Origin of the sequence: Rudaeicoccus suwonensis, assembly GCF_007829035.1 — a bacterium.
GTDB lineage: Bacteria > Actinomycetota > Actinomycetes > Actinomycetales > Dermatophilaceae > Rudaeicoccus > Rudaeicoccus suwonensis.
The window spans coordinates 183,659-202,686 of record NZ_VIVQ01000003.1 but is presented as its reverse complement, the minus strand read 5'-3'; the positions used below and the strand labels follow the sequence as shown (position 1 = coordinate 202,686).

Sequence of the window (19,028 nt, the reverse complement as noted above, 5' to 3'; positions counted from 1 at the left end):
GACACCACCCTGCTCAACCGGGAATGGCCGCCAGCAACTCCCCGATCGCGTCGTCCGCTGGTAGCGGCGGCCAGACCGTCTCGCCCGTGCCGGCGTAATAGAACGCAGCATCCACCGCGTCGGTGGAGATGCCTCGCAGCCGCGCATACGCCAGTCGGTATGCCGCCAACTGCAGCGCCCGCACTTGCGCTCGCCGACCGGTCGGCGTGGCACCGGTCTTCCAGTCGACGACGGTGAAACCTCCGCCCAAGCGCGGGAAGACCGCGTCGATGCGCCCGCGCACCGAGATCCCGTCGATCCACGTCTCGACGGCGACCTCGATCTCCTCGGGTTCCAAGGAAGCCCACTGCGACCGCAGAAAGAGGTCCTTCATCGCTGCCAGGTCGGCGTCCGGATCGGCGTCGGCGTCGGCAGCTCCGGGGAGTTCGACCACGTCGACCAGCGCCGCGCGCGAGTAGTGCTGCTCGATCCAGGCGTGGAAGGTCGTACCTCGGCGTGCGGCCAGCGCGGGTGGCGTCGGCAGCGGACGACGCAACTGCAATGCGAACGCCTCGGGATCGTCGGCGAGAGCCACGACTGCCGACGCCGACAAGTGCCGCGGCACCTGGACCACCTGCGGCTCACGACGACGCTGTCTGGCGCGTTCGCGCAGCAACAGGTCGATTTCTTGTTCACGATCGTCGGCGGCAGGTATGTCGGCGCCGGCAGATCGCGCGACAGCCTCCTGCACGCGCAGCGCCCCATCTGCCAACTGGGCACGCCGCGCCGCCAGCGGATCGGTCGGCCAGAGGCTGCTCGCATCGCGGCTGCCGCGCGGGTCGGCGACGGCCGTCTCACCTGGCTCCGGTTCGGGCAGATCCGCCCAGGCGTCGGTGCGCGCGAGGCCTGCGTCGACCAGCTCGGTCAGATAGCGCGACGTCAGCCGTGGTGTCGCGCTGGTGGTCCACACCGCCGCGGTCAGCAACAACTGGGAACGGGCGCGGGTGAAGGCGACATACGCGAGTCGACGTTCCTCCTGCAGCGCGTGATCACCTGCAGCTGAACGGAATTCGGCGATCGCGTCACGCAGCTCAGCCGCGTCCGACGCCTCGGCCCAGCGCAGCTGCGGCAAACCGTCGGCGTCCCCCCGCAGATCGAACGGCAGACCCTCGACCCCTACGATCCACGCGCCGTCGTTGGTGCGCCAGCTCGCCGGATTGCCGGGTTCGCCGTCGGGGCTGATCTTCCAGCCGTGCAACTCGCTGTGCCAGCTCACCTTGCCGGAATGGGATGGGAAGTTACCTTCCACCATGCCCGGCACCGCCACGATGTCCCACTCGAGGCCCTTGGCGGCGTGCACCGTCAACACCTGAACAGCACGCGGCTCACTCTCGAGATACGGCCGGTCGAGACCGCGCTCCTCACGTTCGGCCGTCGTGAGCCAGTCGAGGAATCCGCCGAGGGTCGGGCGGTCGGCGGAAGCGGCGAAACTACCTGCGACATCGGCGAATCCGTCAAGGTGCACGCGGGCCGTCTCGGGCGTCTGCCCCGGTATGGCGAGCACTTCGATGTCGAGACCGAGCGCACGCTCGGCCTCACCGGCAAGCTCCGACAGCGGCAGACCCGTCAGCGAGCGGAGCCGGCGGATCGCGCGCCCAAGGCCGGCGAGACGCTCCAGCGCCGGACCGCTGAGGCGTTCACCGGCAGGGCCTCGCCAGCGGTCGGACGGCAACTCGTCGAGCGCTTCGATGATCGAGGGACGGTCGCGCGTTTCGGCCTCGATGTCGCTGCGCTCGCGATCGACCTTCGGCTGGTCGCGTCGCAAGAGGTGGCGCGCCCATGCACCGAGACCGTCGAGATCAGCCGCGCCGAGTCGGACCGCCGGGCCGGTGAGCAGCCTCATCAGCTTGTCGCCACGCGTCGGATCCTGCACTGCCCACAAAAGACTCACGACATCGGCGACCTCAGGAGTCGTGAGCAGACCCCCGACACCGACCACCTCGACCGGGATGCCGCGCCGGCGAAGGGCATCGACGACCGGCACCATGATCGACCGCTTGCGGCACAGCACCGCCGCCGTACGGCCGGTCCATTCGCCGCCCGCTTCGGTATGCCGCTGCGCGATCCAGTCGGCGACATACGCGGCCTCGGCGTCCAGGTCCTGCAGCCGCGCTGCGGTCACCTCGCCGACGCCGGCCCCGGGGCGCGGGCGCAAGACCTCGACGTGCACGGCGCTGGCCGCGCGCAAAGGTGCCGACACCCGGTTCGCCGCGTCGAGTATGGCGCTGTCGTTGCGCCAACTTGTCGACAGCTGAAGCACCTTCGCCGGTCCGGCAGCATCGGCGAACAGCTGCGGGAAGGTGGCCAGCGTCGTCGCGCTCGCGCCGCGCCAACCGTAGATCGACTGGTTCGGGTCGCCGACGGCCGTGACGCGGACCGGGTCGGCGGAGGCCGCGAACAGCGAGCGCAGCAGCACCATCTGGGCCTCACTGGTGTCCTGGAACTCATCCAGCAAGACGGCCCGGAAACGACGGCGCTCAAGAGCACCCAAAATTGGAAAAGCCTGCGCCAGCCGCGCGGCCAGCGCCATCTGGTCGGCGAAGTCAAGAGCGGAGCGCTGCCGCTTGAGCTGCATGTACCGCTCGACGATGGGCACGATCTGGGCGCGAGCGGCGAGCGCGGCCCGCATTTTGGCGATGTCCTGAATCTTCACGGTGGTGCGGCCGGAGGACGGCAGGTCACCGGTGGTGCGCAGCAATTGGCCGAGATACTCCCCCAATTGCGCTGGTATGACGAGGTGTTCGGCCATCTCACCGGCCAGGTTGATCACACCGGAGGTCACATTGGTGTCGAGCGCCTCGACCAGATCCATCGGGCCGTCGTAGGACAACACGGCTTCGGCGGCAACCTGCCAGGCGGCGGCCTCTGAGAGCAGCCGTGACTCCGGCTCGATGCCGAATCGCAGACCGTGCTCGCCCACCAGCCGCCCGGCATACGAGTGGTAGGTCTGCACGGTCGGCAGATCTCCGAGCGTGGGCGTGCCGTCGGTGTCCGGTGTCGGTGTCCACAGCCCCTCGCGTCGCAGCCGTCGCAGCCGTTGACCGATGCGCTCGGCAAGCTGCCCGGCTGCCTTGCGGGTGAACGTCAGCCCGAGCACCTCGTCGGGGTCGACATACCGGTTTGCGACCAGCCACACCACGCGCGCGGCCATCGTCTCGGTCTTGCCTGAGCCGGCACCGGCGACGACGAGGACCGGTGCATCCGGCGGCGCCTCGGTCACAGCGATCTGCTCGGCGGTCGGCGACGGCACCCCGAGCGTGTCGGCGATCGCGACGGCGCTGTATCTCATCGGCTCGGTCACAGCACGCCACCTTCGGCTTGCAGCGGGCACGAGCTCTTGACCGGGCAGGTGCCGCATCGGTCGCAGATCCGGGCGGTGAACGTGGCCGCTGACATACCGTCGGCGGTGTCGGCGATGAGGTCATAGGCCCATCGACCGTCAGCCTGTCGGTCCAGCGGCGCCTGCACCTGCACATTGGCGGTGTCCTTGCCACCGGCTTTGCCGATCTGCACGAGCGCCGCACCGCCGGAGGTCGAGCCGGCCTCGAATCCGCCCTCGGTCGTGGCGACTTGGTACGCCCCGAGTTGCGGATGCCCCGGCATCTCGGCCTGGGGCGGCTTCTTGCTGCCCGTCTTGAGGTCGATCACCCGCAGGGTGCCGTCGTGCTCCTCCAACCGGTCGACACGACCGGTCAGCTCGGCCCGACCGACCAGCACCGAGAACGGCACCTCGACCCCGACCGGCAGCCAGCCCTGCGCCGCCGCCTCCTCGAGGTAACCGGTCAACCGCACGAGCATCTGGTGGGCCAGCACGCGCTTTTGTTCCGAGACCCAGGTCGAGCCGTAGCCGAGCCGCGCCCACCGGTCGTCGAGCGCCTGCGCCATCGCGGCAGGGTCGCTGTCGGCGAACTCCTGCGCGACCTCGTGCACCAGGGTGCCGATGGACGCAGCTCCGACGTCCGGGCCATCGCCTCCGGAAGTGGTCAACAACCAGTTCAGACCGCATTGCCGGAAGCCCTCGATCCTGGACGGCGACACCTTCACCGACTGATCGGGCAGCCGAAGCGGACGGTCGTCGCTCAGCTGGGTCAGCGCCCACCAGCGCGCCGGATCGGCTCCCGGCACGTCGTTGGCAGCCAGCCGAGCGAGGATCCCGGCGGCGTGGTCGCGCTGCTGATCATCGCCGGTGACGAGCTCACGCCGCAGCTCCCCGACAGCAGCAGCCAGGGTCAGCGGTCGCGCGACCTCGGTGAACGGTCGCAATGTGTCAGAACCTGAATCTGCCTCATCGCCAAGGGGATCCACCAGATCCAGGTATGCCGATGGCTGATCTTCGTCGCTGCGGACAGCGGTCACCAGCAGTCGTTCGGACGCCCGCGTGATGGCCACCAGGAACTGCCGTGTCTCGTCGTAGCGCACCGCGGCCTGCGCCGCGCGCAGCGAGTCGCCACGTTGCGCGAGCACGTCGACCAGCGCTTCCGACCCGAGCAGTGACCCGCGCAACCGCAGGTCCGGCCACACGCCCTCCTGCACTCCTGCGACCACGACGAAGGTCCACTCACGACCGGCCGCCGCCTGCGGCGTCAACAGCGCGACCCGCTCGTCCTCCGGAGAGCTGGCCACGAGGCGGTCCCCCGGCACGTCAAGGCTTCGGATGTGCTCCAGGAAGTCCATCGGCGCGGCGCCCGGGAGACGATCGACATACGTCGCGGCCGCACCGAACAACGCGACGACCGCGTCCAGGTCACGATCAGCTCGCGCGCTGGCGGGCCCGCCGTCGAGCGCCGTCGCGCTCCAGGCGTCGGCCAGGCCGGACGCCGCCCACATCCGCCACAGCACGGTCTCAGCGGTCGCGTCGGTTTCGGTCGCCGCTTCGTGCCCGGCATGTATGACGGCAGCCACCCGACGCGCCGGGGCTGCTTCCGGACCCAGCAGCGGCAGCCACGGCAGATCGATGAGCGAGGCGGCGAGCAACTCGTCGGAGGACCGCGAACCGCCGGACTCTATCTCCGCAGCACGCAACGCCCGCCGGAACCGCCGCAGCGCCACCGCGTCGGCACCGCCCACCGGCGAACACAGCACCTCGATCGCCGCCTCGGTGTCGATCGGCACCGGATCGTGGGCCACGAGGCGGCCGACGGCTTCCATCAGCAGCAACAGCGGACGCACCGCAGGCTCTTCGCGTAGGGGCACGACATTCGGCGGCGACACGATCGGCACACCTACCGCCGAAAGTGCTCGACGCAAGGTGCCTGCGCGGCCCTGCCCTCGGACGATGACTGCCATCTGCTGCCACGGGACGCCGTCGAGCAGATGTGCGCGGCGAAGAGCCGCTGCGATGTGCGCGGCTTCCTGGGATGTCGCGCGCAACAACGCGACGTCGACGCGTCCACCGGGTCGGGTCTGCACCCGGCGATGGTCACCGCCCGCCACAGCTCCGATGCGACTGGTGACCTGCTCGGCACTGGCGCGCACGGCCCGCGGACTGCGGTAGCTGAACGGCAGGATCATCCGGCCCGGCGCGCCCCACTCCTGCCCGAGCCGGCCGAACAGCTTGGGGTCGGCACCACGGAAACCTTGGACAGTCGCATCAGGATCGCCGATCAGCACGACTCGCGAATCCTGGCCGGCGATCAGGCGCAACAGGCGGGCTCCGGCCCGGGTGAGCTCCTGCGCGTCGTCGACGACGATCAGCCGGGTCGACCGGCGCATCCGCTCCAGCGCGGCCGGGTCGTCCTGGAGCGCATCTGCGGCGGCCCCGAGGATCCACGCAGGGTCGAAGGCGCCGGGCTGGCTCAGCGCGGTGACTTGGTCGTATTCGTCGAGCACCTGCGCGGCGGCGATCCACTCCGGCCGGCCATGGTCACGACCGAGGCCGGCGAGGTCGTCAGCGGACAGACCCCACTCGACCGCGCGCATGAGCAGATCGCGCAGTTCGCCCCGGAAGCCTCTCGTCGTTAGCGCCTCGCTCACGAAATCCGGCCAGCGCGGCGGCCGGCCGTCGCCGGCGGCATGACCGGCGAGCAACTCTCGCAGCACGACATCCTGCTCGGGTCCGCTGAGCAAGCGCGGCGCAGGGTCGCCGACCAGCGCAGCCTGCTGCCGCAGGATGCCGAAGCCCAGCGCCTGGTGGGTGCGGGCCAGCGGTTCGGTGGAGGTGCCCTGCAGCCGCGCGGTCACCCGATCGCGCAGGGCTGCGGCGGCGAGCCGGGTCGGCGCGAGCAGCAGGCACTGGTCGGGTGCTGTCCCCCGCTGCACGGCAGCAACCACGGCCTCGACGGCCACGGTCGACTTGCCCGTGCCGGGCGCTCCCAGCACCACCAGCGCGCGGTCAGTGCTGTCGCACACGGCCTGCTGCACGTCGTCCAGCTGTGGCGGGCTGCTGGCCACATCGGGGGCTCGTCGCATCTGCACCACGGCGACATCCCATCACGCGGCGCCGACAACGTATGCCGCAAGCGCCCTCGCGGCCATGGTGATCGTGCCGAAGCGGCCGTCAGGACTGACGTGGGGAGACACTGTCGACGAAGCCGGCACGACCGGCCAGCCAGGCCGGCACCAGTTGCACGCAGCCGATCGCCAGCACCAGCCAAAGAACGCTCCGGTCGCCTGCGGCTCCGGCCAGCAGACCAGCACCAAGGAGCGCGAGCGCCGCGATCAAGTAGCCGACGGACTGCGCCATACCGGACAGTCGGGCGGTCACCGAGTGTTCACTCGAACGCAAACCGATGAACGCCAGGGCCACCACGATTCCGCAGCCGGAACTCACCCCTGCCACGATCACCCACAGCGGCGCGAGTGCGGGCAGTGCGATCAGACCCGCGGACCCGACGACCATCGGCACGGTGATCGCCACCGCAACCCCGCTCTGCTGCCTGCGCCGCAGCGGTACCGCGACGAACACACCGGCGATGATCCCGATCAGCTGATAAACGAAAAGGTAGATACCCGAGGTGGTTTCGCTGACCCCGCGATCGGCTTCGACGCTCGGTAGCCAAGTCACCAGCACGTAGAACGAGCACGACTGCGAGCCCATGAACGCCGTCACCTGCCACGCCCGCGCCGACGCCCACACGTTGACCGTGTTCGAGGGATTCTCTGCAGCAGCGCTTACCGCACCGGCCGGCGGCTCGGTGCCCGTCGGACGTCGACGAAGGATCCACACCAGCACGGCGACGGCGGACACCGCAGCCCAACAGGCCAGAGCCCACCTCCATGACCCGGTCCAGCGCGCCAGAGGGGCCGCGAGGCCGGAGGCGATCGCCGCCATACCGCTCATGACCGCGGCATACACACCGGTCATCAACTGCACCTGTCCGGCGAAGTCGCGCTTCACGATCGAGGGGACGAGCACGTTGCCGACCGCGATGCCCGCGCCGAGCAACGCCGTGCCGCACCAAAGGAATCCGTTGCCGGGAACCGACCGTATGCCGGTGCCCACGGTGATGGCGGCCAGCGCGACGATGAGGCTGCTTTCGGGGCTGAAACGAGCGGCCATCACGTGCACCATCGGTGACACGACGGCGAATGCCAGCAGGGGCACGGCACCGAGCAGTCCGAGCGCCGCATGTCCCAGTCCTGTTGCGGCTCCGATCTGATCGAGCACCGGTCCGACGACGGTGATCGCCGATCGGAGCGAAGCGGCGACCAGCAGCACAGCGGCGACAGCGCCGAATCCCGGGCTCACGCCACTCCCACGGCCGCCTGTCGCAACGCTCACGACGCGTGCCGATCGGCCGACTGCACCTCGCGCACCAGTTCCGCGGCGGTGTCAGCCGCACGACCACCGTCGTGCGCTTCGATCGCGTCGACGAGTTCCCGGTGCAACTCGCCCAGCCTCGGGTCCTCCGGCAGGGTCGTCGTCGAGTCGACAGCCTCCGTCACCACATCGATGAAGGCGTCGTAAAGCCTGAGCAGCAAAGCGTTTCCGCTCGCCTGCACGACGGAGCGGTGTAGCTCCACGTCGGCCGTGACGTATGCCGCGCGGTCGTCCCGATCGTGCGCCTTGCGTCGTGCCGCGAGCGCCCGACGCATGCTCTGCACATCCGCAGTGGTGCGCCTGTTGGCTGCCCAGGAGGCCGCCGCCACGTCGAGGATGCTGCGCACATCGAGCACCTGCTGCAGATCCTGCAGTTCGTCACCGCGAGCCAGCAGCGCAGCCAGATCGTCGCGGGCGATCACGTAGGTGCCATCGCCCACCCGTGGCTGCAAGAGGCCCGCGGACGCAAGCGAGCGCAGCGCCTCGCGCACGGTGCTGCGACTGACGCCGAGATCCTGCACCAGCTGCAGTTCGGCGGGAATGCGGACGCCGACCGGCCACGATCCGTCCTCGATGAGGGCACGGAACTGCTCGGTGACCTGGACGACCAACGGCGTCTGACGCACGGGTGTCTTCATCGCAAATCCAGTTCTCTGCAAATGTCTGACATTTGCAGAGAAGTATAGACACGTCACCCCTCAAAACCCTGGGCGACCTGGCACGACCTGTCGTTACCCGAGCGCCAAAACGACCACTGGTGCCAGGTCACCGAAGAACGAGACGGCGAGGCGGCGCCAAGCGAGCCACCACGTATGACGAAAAGCCCTCAGCCCAAAGCGAATCGAGCACGTGCGAGGTCGACGCGGTCGAGGTAGGCACCGCGCAGCGGAGTGCCCTCCTCGCGATACGCGGCCATCGCCGCATCCTCGTGCCCCTGCGGCGGTCGGCCGTCGGCGCGCAACACCCGCCACCAGCACACGAGCGAGCCGTATTCCGACAACACCGCACCGACCTGACGCGGACCGATCCCCAGAACCGCCGCGATGTCGCCATACGTGACGACGCATCCGGGTGGCACCCGATCGACCTGAGCGAGCACCGCCTCGGCCGCGTCGGGCAACTCGTGAACAGTCATCGTGGGTCAGTACGCCGTCAGACTCGGGTCGATGTCGGCAATCCACGCGAGGATCCCGCCGTCGAGCGATCGCGCGGAAATGCCTCTGCCAGCTGCCAATTGGACTGCTCGCGCCGAGCGAACTCCACTCTTGCAGTAGAACACCACCGGCTCGTCGCCGGCGAGATCGGTGACGTCGGAGAAAGCGCCTCCGTCCTCCAAACGACTGAGTTCGACGTGAGAACCAAAGGGCAGCACCGCTATCGAGCGTTCGGCGTCCGAGCGCACATCGACGACGCGCACCGGCTCGCCGACGGCCACCAGGCGTGCGAGCTCACGTGCTGTGACGGTCGGAGCCGGCGCGACGGGCGAGGGAACCTGCGACATACAGGACGAAGCGCTGTCGGTGAGTGAGCGGATCGTCGGATGTTCACCGCACACCGGGCAGTCCGGATCTCTGGCGACGGGCACCGACGACCAGTCCCCCGCGAGCGCGTCGTGCACCAGCATCCGGCCGGTCAACGGCCGACCGATCCCCAGGATCAGCTTGACGATCTCGGTCGCCTGGGTCGAGCCGATGACTCCTGGGATCGACCCCAGCACACCGGCCTCCGCGCACGAGGGCACGGCTCCCACCGGCGGCGCCACCGGGAAGACGCAGCGATAGCAAGGGCCTTCACCTGCCCACCACACCGAGACCTGCCCGTCGAACCGGTGGATCGCTCCCCACACCAAGGGCAGCCCGAGCAACACGCAGGCGTCGTTGACCAGATAGCGCGTCGCGAAATTGTCGGTCGCGTCAACGATCACGTCGTGATCGGCGAACAACTCCAGCGCGTTGTCGGCACTGACACGCTCGGCGACACCGACGACCTCGACACCTGGATTCAACTCGCGCACAGCGCGCTCCGCCGATCGCACCTTCGCCACGCCCACGTCCGCCGTGCGATGGATCACCTGCCGCTGCAGGTTGCTCACGTCGACGGCGTCGTCGTCGACGACGGTGAGGTGACCGACCCCCGCGGCAGCGGCATACGACAAGACCGGTGCGGCAAGTCCGCCGGCTCCGACCACGAGCACACGCGCGGCAGCGAGCCTGCGCTGGCCGTCCTGGCCGACCTCCGGCAGCAGCAGATGGCGCGAATACCGGCCGATCTCGGCGGCGGTCAGCGCAGGGCCGGGAGGGACAAGTGGCTGTGGACTCACGTTACCCGAGCGTAGTCGCGCTCTAGGATGGTCGGCGGTGGCCGGATGAACGGTCGTCAGAAGGAGGAGCCATGGTGAGCACAACGCCCGACAACGGGGCTCGGGGCGGTAGGCTGCCGCGTTCGGAGCGGCGTGCCCAGCTGATGGAGGCCGCGCAAGCCGTCTTCGTCGAATCGGGGTACCACGCCGCGGCGATGGACGAGATCGCCGACCGCGCACACGTCAGCAAACCCGTTCTCTACCAGCACTTTCCGGGCAAACTCGACCTTTACCTCGCGCTCATCGATCAGCACACCTCCGACCTGCCCGCACAGGTGCAGGCCGCGATGGAGTCCACCACGGACAACCCTGATCGCGTCGCCGCCGCCATCGGCGCGTTCTTCTCGTTCGTCGAGCGCGAGGACGCCGCCTTCCGGCTGGTGTTCGAGTCCGACCTGATCAACGAGCCCGCGGTCGCCCAGCGCGTCGAACGCATGGGTATCGAGTGCGCGGGCGCCGTGGCCGATGTCATCGCCGAGGACACCGATCTGGCACCTGAACAGAGTCACCTGCTCGGCGTCGCCATGGTCGGGATGGCGCAGGTCGTTGCGAGGTACTGGATGCAGCAGCGTGACCAGTTGCCGCGCGAGGAGGCAGAGCGTCTGGTCGTCACTCTCGGGTGGCGTGGCCTGGCCGGTTTCCCGTTGCACCCGGAGAGCGAACTCGGAGCCGCGACTGCTCAGGAATGATCCACCCCGCCGGCTCGTTGCGGCTGTCAGCACACGTCCACGTGCCGCTCGGCATGATGTGACCGTCCAAGATTTCTACCTTGCAGAAGGAGCTCCAACCGTGGAGGTCAGGATCGGCGTCCAGAACGTCGCCCGTGAAGTTGTGTTCGAGTCCACCCAGGAGCCGCGTCAGGTGCAGGATCTGGTGACGCAGTCGCTCACCAGCGGCGAGCCGCTCATGCTGGTCGACGAGCGCGGTCACACCGTCGTTGTGCCCGCCACGGCGCTGGCGTACATCGACATCGGCTCCGAGCAACGCGGCCGCGTCGGCTTCGGCGGCTGACACACGCCGAGCACGTATGACGAGAGCCCGCCTCCCGGCGCTACTGCCAGGGAGCGGGCTCTCGTCATGTCTGTTCGAGTACGACCGTTCGCGTGATGCCTGCCCGGCGCGCCGGGCCGCGGCATACCTGCCCGGGCCGGACGCGATCGGTCACAGGTCGGCGATGGCCTCCAGCGGTTTGGTGCGCGCTGCCCGCACCGCGGGCCACAGGGCGGCGAGCAGTCCACAGATCGCGGCCGCGACGAGGGTGAACACGATCGTTCCCCACGGCACCACGGCCTCGATGCTCGGCAGCCATTCGCGGAAGGTCCGCACGAGGGCGTACCCGATGGCGACACCGATGACCATCCCGAGCAGCGCACCGAAGATCGAGATGAGGATCGACTCCAGATAGATCGTCCGCCGGATCTGGCCGCGCAGCATGCCGACGGCGCGCAACATCCCGATTTCGCGTTTGCGCTCGACGACGGACAGCGCCAGTGTGTTGATGATGCCGAGCACAGCGATCACCAGGGCCAGACCAAGCATCCCGTAGAGCACCGTCAGCATCTGGTTGATCGTCGACGCCTGGGCGCTGGCGTACTCCTGGCGGGTCTGCACCTTGACCGTGAGGTAGTCCTTGGTGGCTTCCTCGATGCTGTTCTGCACGGCGCCCTGGTCGGCGCCAGGCTTGGTGCCGACGAGCAGGACGAAGGCGACTCGCAGCTGCGGTGGCGTGAGCTTCTGATAGGCCGCGTCACCCATCAGGTAAGGCCCGGCGAGCGCGCTCTGTTTGTAGACACCGGTGATCTGCACCTGCGCATCGGCGCCGAACTTGTTGGTGAAGTCCACGGTCTGCCCCAGGTGCCAGCGGTGTGACGTCAGCTCCTTGTCCGACACCAGCATCGAGTTGCCGCCGATCTGCGAATTTCCTTGCAGCATGGTCAGTTTGAACACCTTCGACAGGTCGCCGGACGGCGACGTGCCGACATACTGCCTGCCGTCCAGGTAGGCCGGGACGTTGCTCAGCTGCACAACCCGGCCGACGCCGTCGACCTTGGCGACATTCGCAGCGACCGACGACGGAAGCCCACCGGTCTGTCCGGACGAGGTCAGGATCAGGTTGGCGGTCACATCGGTGCTGATGGCCTTGTCGATGGTCGCCTTGAACGACGACCCGAGCGTGCCGATGACCGCGACCAGCATCAGACCCAACGTGAGGGCGAACGCCGTCGCGGCGGTGCGCCGCGGATTGCGGGAGGCATTGGTGCGCGCCAGCTGGCCGAGCTTGCCGAACGGCCGGGCGAGCACAAGGCCGAGGGCTCCGACCACGGGACGCGACAGCGCCGGCGCGGCGAAGACCACCGCGAGGATCAGCAACACCGCGCCAAGGCCGACCAGCCCGGCCGGTCCACCACCCTTGCCGGACCCACCGGTCACCAGCGCCAGGATGCCGAGCACTCCGAGCACCGCGCCGATGATCGTCCGCATTTTCAGCGATGCAGCGCCGTCGGTCTGGCTTTCCCGCATCGCTTCGACGGGTGACACCTTGGAGGCCCGCCGCGCCGGGGCGTACGCGCTGATCATCGTGACGATGATGCCCACCGCGAGGCAGGACACGATCGGCACCCAGGTGACGGTCAGCCCCCCGGTGGGCAACCCGGAGCCCTGCGCCGACAGCAGCGCCTGCAATCCGGCCGCGATACCGCAGCCGATGACCAGCCCGACGACCGAGCCGATCAGACCGACGACGAACGCTTCGAGCAGCACCGACCTGGTCACCTGGCGACGGCTCGACCCGATCGCCCGCAACAGCGCCAACTCGCGCACCCTCTGGGCGACGATCATCGAGAAGGTGTTGTAGATGATGAAGGTGCCGACGATCAGGCCGATCCCGGCGAAGGCCAGCAGGATGTAGTTGAAGATCTGCAGGAACTGGTTGACCGCCTCCTTCTCCTTCTGCCGCACCTGGTCACCGGTCTGCACGGTGTATTGCCCGGGGAACTTCGCCTCGATGCGCGCTCGGAGCTGGTCCGGTGAGACACCACTCGCGGCGGACATCTGGATGCTCGCGACGTGCGATCCGTCGCTGAACAGCGAGCGCGCCGTGGACTGGTCGAAGTACACCGAGGTGTAGCCCGAGGTGTCGCCGACCATCTTCACGATGCCGACGACCACGACGTTCATCGGCGTGGCATTGCCGGATTCGACGACGACCTTGGTGTGCGACCCCACGTGCAGGCCGGCCTTGTCCGCGGCGGACTTGTTGATGAGCACCTGATCGGGCGCGGACGGCGCCTGACCGCCGGCGATGATCGTCGATCCGCCCGGGTCGAGGCTCTCAGCGGTCGGTATCCAGTTCTGGCCGACGCTGGGCGCGCCCCCGGACTGCACCGCCTTGCCCGAGGCGTCGGCGAGCACGATCCCCGCGCTGTATGTCGGGACGATCTTGTTGACCCCGAGCGCCGCGCGATCCTGCTGGATCGTGGTCAGCACCGAGTCGGGCACTCCCAGGGTCTGGCCCCCACCGAAGCCGCTCTCGGCTCCGGACTTGGGGGTGATCTGCGTGTCCACGCCGATCGCGACCTTGTCGAAGATGTTGTTGAACGACTGCGAGATGGTCGAGGTGAAGATGATGGATCCGGCCACGAAGGACGTGCCGAGCACCACCGACAGCACCGTCAGCGCCAGTCGCACCTTGTGGGCGGCGAGATTGCGCAAGGACACCTTGCGCATCGCGTTGGCCATGGTTCAGCCCACCTGGTCGGGATCGCCGGCATGCGAACCGTTGTCGAGGTGCTTCATGTATTCGAAGATGTCGTCGCTCGACAGCCCGCGCTGGTCGCTGACGATCTGACCGTCGGCCAGGAAGACCACCCGGTCCGCATAGGACGCCGCACGGGGGTCGTGGGTGACGATGACGACGGTCTGGCCGAGGTCGTCGACCGACGTGCGCAGGATCGACAACACTTCGCCCGACGACCGCGAGTCCAGGTTGCCGGTCGGCTCGTCACCGAAGATGATCTCGGGCCGGCCGACGAGGGCACGGGCACACGCGACACGTTGCACCTGACCACCGGACAGTTCGCTGGGCCGGTGGCCGAGGCGGTCCTCAAGGCCCAGGCGACCGACGACCGTGGCCATCCACTCCTTGTCGGGTTTGCGGCCGGCGATGTCGAGCGGCAGCGTGATGTTCTCGCGGGCGGTCAGCGTCGGCACCAGGTTGAACGCCTGGAAGACGAAGCCCACCCGGTCGCGGCGCAGGCGGGTCATCTGTTTGTCCGACAAGCGCGTGAGCTCGGTGTCGCCGATGCGGACGGTGCCGCTCGTGGCGGTGTCGAGCCCGGCCAGGCAGTGCATGAGCGTCGACTTGCCCGAACCCGACGGCCCCATGATCGCGGTGAACTCACCGGCGGCGAAGTCGATCGTGACCTCCCGCAGTGCGTGCACCGTGGTCTCGCCCTTGCCGTACGTCTTGATCAGATGCTCGGCAGACGCGGCGACCTGCCTGCCCGAGCTGTCCGGTGTGCCGGCGGGCTCGTGCCCTCCTGCGGTGTGCGACATGACGTTCCTCTCCCCGAAGCGAAGATCGAAGGGCCGGTTCGGATGAAACCTACGGCCAGTGTGGAGTATGGCGAGTCGACTTTCGCACCGTCGCCGGCTCCGCTCCATGCGGGTGCACCCTGATTCTCCCCCGGGTCCGTCCCCTCGGTCACCGGGTTTTCGACAGCGCTGTGCTGTATGCCGCCGCGCCCACCCGGAGGGGTGCTTTTTGGCCAATCGCCCGGCGCGTCGCGGCTTTTCGGTTGCCCGCGGCGTTTTGGCGAGGGCACAGTCAGCAGCGAGACACTCTCAGCAAGAACTCATGGTCGCGGGTTCCACCCTCATCCGCGACCGGACAAGGAGATTGACATGATTAGTGCCATCATCGGTTCGGTCATCGCCGGGCTCATCATCGGCGCGGTCGCTCGACTGATCTTGCCAGGCAAGCAGGACATCTCGATCCTGATGACGATCGTCATCGGCGTGGTCTCTTCGCTCATCGTCGGCATCATCTTCGGCGCCGCGTTCAAGCACGGCCACCCGTGGATCTCCTGGATCATCGCCGTCATCGTCGCCGCCGGTGCGATCGTGCTCTACGGCAACATGACCGGGCGCAGACAGGTTCGTCGCTGACCGACCGCGATCGGCATACCGAACGCCACACAAGACCCCCAAGAGGCAGAAGGTCCGTGCACCGGTGGGACACGGACCTTCATCGGTCGGGCTCAGGCAGACAGCCCGAGAGCTTCCATCCGCCGGGTATGCCGGTCGGTGATCCGGGCGAACAGTCGCACGAGCTCCGCCAGGTCGAGGCCGTGGCCGGAGCCGTCGTCGACGAGCATGTTGGTGAGGTCGTCGTTCTCAGCAGCGACGCGCTGCGCCTGCGACAGTGCTTCCCCGACCAGCCGCCGCCCCCACAGCGCGAGGCGACCGGCGACCTTCTCGTCGGCGGCGATCGCCGCCTGCAACTGCGAGCGCGCGAATTCGACCTGCTCACCATCGGACAGCACATGCACGACGAGAGCGCGGGTCTGCGGGTCGACCAGCGCGGCGATCTCGCGGTAGAAGTCGACCGCGATCGAGTTGCCGGCATAGACCTTCATCAGCGCTTCCAGCCAGTTCGACGGACGGGCCCGACCGTGCCAGTCGTCGATCGGCCGGGTGAACGGCTCCATCGCCTCGTGGGGGTCGGCGCCCAGTTCACGCAGTCGTGCCGACAGACCCTCGTAGTGGCCGAATTCCACGGTCGCCACCCGCGCAAGAGCCTCCTTGTCCTGCGATCGCGGGGCAAAGGTCGCCTCCTGCACGATCGTGAAGAAGCTCACCAGCTCGCCATATGCCAACGCAGCCAGCAGCGCGATCGCGCCCTTGCGGTACTCCGGATCGGCCAGGTCGGCCTCGGTGCGGTCACCGTGCCGTGCGACCCGGTCGTCGGGAGGTGGTGCGGAAGCGTCGGACATGGCCCAAATCGTAACGGTCCGCCCAAACGCGAGCCCGCGATAGACTCGGGACGTCAAGCATTCGGTGCCCGGTCGGCAGTGAACCTGAAATTCGGCGCAAGAGCGCCCGCGAAAAACCCGATCGGCTCCCCTACCTGAGCGGTCATCCGCAGCCACGAGCGCGGTCCGCAGAGTCGTGAAGGAAACCTCACACACCCATGTCTGAAAGCGAAATCACCACCGCCGAGCCCACTTTCGCGGATTTCGGCGTCCACGCCGACATCGTCGCCGCGCTCGCCGACGCCGGCATCAAGCACCCGTTCCCGATCCAGGCCATGACACTGCCGGTCGCCCTCGGCGGCCACGACATCATCGGACAAGCGAAGACAGGCACCGGCAAGACGCTCGGCTTCGGCGTGCCCATGTTGGCCCGATGCGTCTCGCCTAAAGACGCCGCCTTCGACGACCTGCCGGCTGCCGGTAAGCCGCAGGCACTTGCCGTGGCGCCGACGCGCGAGCTCGCCGTCCAGGTCGCCGGCGACCTGACCACCGCCGCGAAGCGGCGCGGCATACGTGTCGCCACTATCTACGGCGGCCGGGCCTTCGAGCCGCAGGTCGCCCAGCTCAAGGCAGGCGTCGAGGTCGTGGTCGGCACCCCCGGGCGTCTCATCGACCTGGTCAACCAGGGCCACCTCGACCTGTCGTACGTCCGTTCCGTCGTGCTCGACGAAGCCGACGAGATGCTCGATCTCGGATTCCTGCCCGACGTGGAGAAGCTGCTGGCGATGACCCCGGCCAGTCGCCAGACAATGCTGTTCTCGGCGACGATGCCGGGCGCGGTCGTCGCGCTGGCGCGTCGTTACATGACCCAGCCGACGCACATCCGGGCGATGAACGAAGAAGGCGACGACGGCCACACCGTCAAGGCGATCGAGCAGTTCGTCTACCGCGCGCATGCGATGGACAAGGTCGAGATGCTCGCCCGGATCCTGCAGGCCAAGGACCGTGGCCTCACGATCATCTTCACCCGCACCAAGCGCACCGCCGCGAAGGTGTCTGACGAACTCACCGAGCGTGGTTTCGCCGCAGCCGCGATCCACGGTGATCTCGGTCAGGGCGCGCGTGAGCAAGCACTGCGCGCCTTCCGCACCGGCAAGGTCGACATCCTGGTCGCCACCGACGTTGCCGCGCGCGGCATCGACGTCGAGAACGTCACCCACGTCGTCAACTACCAGTGCCCCGAGGACGAGAAGACCTACGTGCACCGCATCGGCCGCACCGGCCGCGCCGGCAACACCGGCGTCGCGGTGACCTTCGTCGACTGGGACGACATGCCGCGCTGGGCGCTGATCAACAAGGCGCTCGATCTCGGCATCGCTGAGCCGCCGGAGACCTACTCCTCCTCCGAGCATCTGTTCGCCGACCTCGACATCCCCTCCTCCGCCGCCGGAACCCTGCCGCGGTCGGAGCGCACCCGAGCCGGCCTCGCCGCCGAGCGGGTCGAAGATCTCGGCGAGACGGGCAAGTCCGGTCACGGCGCCAAGTCCGGAGGCGGCCGCTCCGGTTCGCGTGGCGGCGGCTCACGGGGCCGGGGATCCCGCGACGCAGGATCCGGTCGTCCTCGCACCGGCACCGCCGAGTCGGCCGAGTCGGCCGGCAGTCGCGGTTCCGACCGCTCCGGTGGCCCGCGCCGTCGGCGTCGGCGCACCCGTGGCGGGGACGGCGGGAGCGCTGCCGCAGCGCCGACGCTACCTCAGGACTGATCGATCGGTCCGGCTCAGTCATGACGCACGAATTGAAAACCGCTGGCACCACTGCCTTCTCGGCTGACTTCGTGGAACGGCTGCGGTTGGCGGACCGGATGTTTCGTCGGACCGACCGTGGCGAAAGCACCCTGCGGTATGCCATCTGCCGCAGCGCGATCAGCGCGCTCGCAAGGGTGGACAGTTTCTACATCGGGTTCTTCCGCGACGAGGATCTGTTCTACATCCCGTACATCTACGACCACGACGTCTTCTTGCAACCCGACATCAGCAAGCTCAGCAAGCGCGGCGTGGCGCACTGGGTGCGCATGAGCAAGCGGACGTATGCCTATCGCGAGGACAACGGCGCCAAACTGACGCACGCCATACCATTCGGCAACACCGATGAGATGTCGCTGGATGCGGCAATCGTCCCGCTCATCGACCCGGTGAGTGACGACGTCGCGGGCATCATCTCGATCCAGAGTCTCGCTGCCGACTCGTATGACGATCAGGTCATCCGCGCCCTCGAATGGCTGGCCCGAGCACTCATGCACTCACTGGCACGCGACGTGGCCGATCACGACGAACTGCGGTTGTACGACCTGTATCCCGAGCTCGACAGCTCGTTGATCCTGGGCGAAATGGACCTCATCACCGAGGTCAACACTCGACTGACACGGCTGCGCCGGGCGATCGGTCTGCTGGCCCAGGAGGCCGCGGCCTCACCCATGGCGTCGCTGGCCGAACGGGCCCGCGACGTGCAGTTGCTCTGCGAACACATCCAGGTCGAGATCGGCCAACTCGTGGGCCGGCTGGGACCGGCCGACGGCAGTCCGGGCATCTCCCCGCACCTCGCGCTCACACCGCGGGAGGAGGAGGTCGCGCGGCTCATCGCCGACGACAACCTCACCAATGCTCAGTTGGCCAAGCAACTGCACATCTCGGAAAAGACCGTCAAAGCCCACGTGGGCAGCGTGCTACGCAAGCTCGGCGTCACCCAGCGATCCGCCATCGCCTGGGTCGTCGGTCCCGTCTCCGAGCAGAACCGCCACTGACGCGACCCCGCGCCATACAGTCGCCGATGGAGACAGTCGCAGATGAAGGTCCTAAGACCCGCCTCGCTCGAAATTGGGCCTAAGACCTATGGCAGCGCG

14 protein-coding genes are annotated in these 19,028 nt (G+C 68.2%); 5 read left to right on the top strand and 9 right to left on the bottom strand.

Features of this window, described 5'->3' with window-relative positions:
• Window positions 1-13: 13 nt before the first annotated feature.
• The 6 genes from BKA23_RS15205 to moeB all read right to left on the bottom strand — a co-directional run bounded on the left by BKA23_RS15205 (window position 14) and on the right by moeB (window position 10,118).
• Entirely contained in the window at window positions 14-3,340 is a 3,327-nt protein-coding gene (locus tag BKA23_RS15205) for an ATP-dependent helicase (protein ID WP_246104685.1), read from the bottom strand.
• Window positions 3,337-6,447 (bottom strand): ATP-dependent helicase, encoded by a 3,111-nt coding sequence (locus BKA23_RS15200; protein WP_145230207.1) that lies wholly within the window; start codon window positions 6,445-6,447, stop codon window positions 3,337-3,339. Before BKA23_RS15200 ends, BKA23_RS15205 begins: the two co-directional genes overlap by 4 nt.
• Window positions 6,448-6,535: 88 nt before the next feature.
• Entirely contained in the window at window positions 6,536-7,726 is a 1,191-nt protein-coding gene (locus BKA23_RS15195) for an MFS transporter (protein ID WP_145230004.1), read from the bottom strand.
• 29 nt (window positions 7,727-7,755) lie between these two features.
• Window positions 7,756-8,436, bottom strand: a complete 681-nt coding sequence (locus tag BKA23_RS15190; protein ID WP_145230002.1) for a FadR/GntR family transcriptional regulator — start codon at window positions 8,434-8,436, stop codon at window positions 7,756-7,758.
• 188 nt (window positions 8,437-8,624) lie between these two features.
• Window positions 8,625-8,933, bottom strand: coding sequence for an MGMT family protein (locus BKA23_RS15185; protein ID WP_145230000.1), 309 nt, complete (start codon window positions 8,931-8,933; stop codon window positions 8,625-8,627).
• A 6-nt stretch (window positions 8,934-8,939) separates the two neighbouring features.
• Window positions 8,940-10,118, bottom strand: coding sequence for a molybdopterin-synthase adenylyltransferase MoeB (gene moeB, locus BKA23_RS15180; protein WP_145229998.1), 1,179 nt, complete (start codon window positions 10,116-10,118; stop codon window positions 8,940-8,942).
• A gap of 71 nt (window positions 10,119-10,189) precedes the next feature.
• Here moeB and BKA23_RS15175 point away from each other — a divergent pair, with 71 nt between their 5' ends.
• Window positions 10,190-10,846 carry a TetR/AcrR family transcriptional regulator gene (locus tag BKA23_RS15175; RefSeq protein WP_425473779.1) on the top strand — a complete coding sequence of 219 codons (657 nt, stop codon included), beginning with the start codon at window positions 10,190-10,192 and terminating at the stop codon, window positions 10,844-10,846.
• 100 nt (window positions 10,847-10,946) lie between these two features.
• Entirely contained in the window at window positions 10,947-11,168 is a 222-nt protein-coding gene (locus BKA23_RS15170; protein ID WP_145229996.1) for a DUF3107 domain-containing protein, read from the top strand.
• Between the two features lie 150 nt (window positions 11,169-11,318).
• Here the strand turns inward: BKA23_RS15170 and BKA23_RS15165 are convergent, their stop codons facing one another.
• Both BKA23_RS15165 and BKA23_RS15160 read right to left on the bottom strand, forming a co-directional pair.
• Complete coding sequence (locus BKA23_RS15165; protein ID WP_145229994.1) at window positions 11,319-13,895, bottom strand: ABC transporter permease; 2,577 nt, start codon at window positions 13,893-13,895, stop codon at window positions 11,319-11,321.
• A gap of 3 nt (window positions 13,896-13,898) precedes the next feature.
• Window positions 13,899-14,711, bottom strand: coding sequence for an ABC transporter ATP-binding protein (locus BKA23_RS15160; protein WP_145229992.1), 813 nt, complete (start codon window positions 14,709-14,711; stop codon window positions 13,899-13,901).
• Window positions 14,712-15,059: 348 nt separating this feature from the next.
• Between BKA23_RS15160 and BKA23_RS15155 the strand changes: the two genes are divergently transcribed.
• Window positions 15,060-15,323: a GlsB/YeaQ/YmgE family stress response membrane protein gene (locus tag BKA23_RS15155; protein WP_211841748.1), complete on the top strand. Its 264-nt coding sequence runs from the start codon at window positions 15,060-15,062 to the stop codon at window positions 15,321-15,323.
• A 92-nt stretch (window positions 15,324-15,415) separates the two neighbouring features.
• On the opposite strand, the gene BKA23_RS15150 is transcribed toward BKA23_RS15155, so the two are convergent.
• Entirely contained in the window at window positions 15,416-16,150 is a 735-nt protein-coding gene (locus BKA23_RS15150) for a ferritin-like fold-containing protein (protein WP_145229990.1), read from the bottom strand.
• A gap of 197 nt (window positions 16,151-16,347) precedes the next feature.
• Between BKA23_RS15150 and BKA23_RS15145 the strand changes: the two genes are divergently transcribed.
• Together BKA23_RS15145 and BKA23_RS18035 are read left to right on the top strand one after the other, a co-directional pair.
• Window positions 16,348-17,892 carry a DEAD/DEAH box helicase gene (locus BKA23_RS15145; RefSeq protein WP_145229988.1) on the top strand — a complete coding sequence of 515 codons (1,545 nt, stop codon included), beginning with the start codon at window positions 16,348-16,350 and terminating at the stop codon, window positions 17,890-17,892.
• A 20-nt stretch (window positions 17,893-17,912) separates the two neighbouring features.
• Entirely contained in the window at window positions 17,913-18,929 is a 1,017-nt protein-coding gene (locus BKA23_RS18035; protein WP_145229986.1) for a helix-turn-helix transcriptional regulator, read from the top strand.
• The last annotated feature ends 99 nt before the right edge of the window (window positions 18,930-19,028 follow it).

Coding starts and splice junctions, on each gene's coding strand:
- BKA23_RS15150 (WP_145229990.1), bottom strand. CDS start 16,150: ATGTCCGACGCTTCCGCACCACCTCCCGACGACCGGGTCGCACGGCAC.
- BKA23_RS15160 (WP_145229992.1), bottom strand. CDS start 14,711: ATGTCGCACACCGCAGGAGGGCACGAGCCCGCCGGCACACCGGACAGC.
- BKA23_RS15165 (WP_145229994.1), bottom strand. CDS start 13,895: ATGGCCAACGCGATGCGCAAGGTGTCCTTGCGCAATCTCGCCGCCCAC.
- BKA23_RS15145 (WP_145229988.1), top strand. CDS start 16,348: ATGTCTGAAAGCGAAATCACCACCGCCGAGCCCACTTTCGCGGATTTC.
- BKA23_RS15175 (WP_425473779.1), top strand. CDS start 10,190: ATGGTGAGCACAACGCCCGACAACGGGGCTCGGGGCGGTAGGCTGCCG.
- BKA23_RS15190 (WP_145230002.1), bottom strand. CDS start 8,436: ATGAAGACACCCGTGCGTCAGACGCCGTTGGTCGTCCAGGTCACCGAG.
- BKA23_RS15200 (WP_145230207.1), bottom strand. CDS start 6,447: ATGCGACGAGCCCCCGATGTGGCCAGCAGCCCGCCACAGCTGGACGAC.
- BKA23_RS15185 (WP_145230000.1), bottom strand. CDS start 8,933: ATGACTGTTCACGAGTTGCCCGACGCGGCCGAGGCGGTGCTCGCTCAG.
- BKA23_RS15155 (WP_211841748.1), top strand. CDS start 15,060: ATGATTAGTGCCATCATCGGTTCGGTCATCGCCGGGCTCATCATCGGC.
- BKA23_RS18035 (WP_145229986.1), top strand. CDS start 17,913: ATGACGCACGAATTGAAAACCGCTGGCACCACTGCCTTCTCGGCTGAC.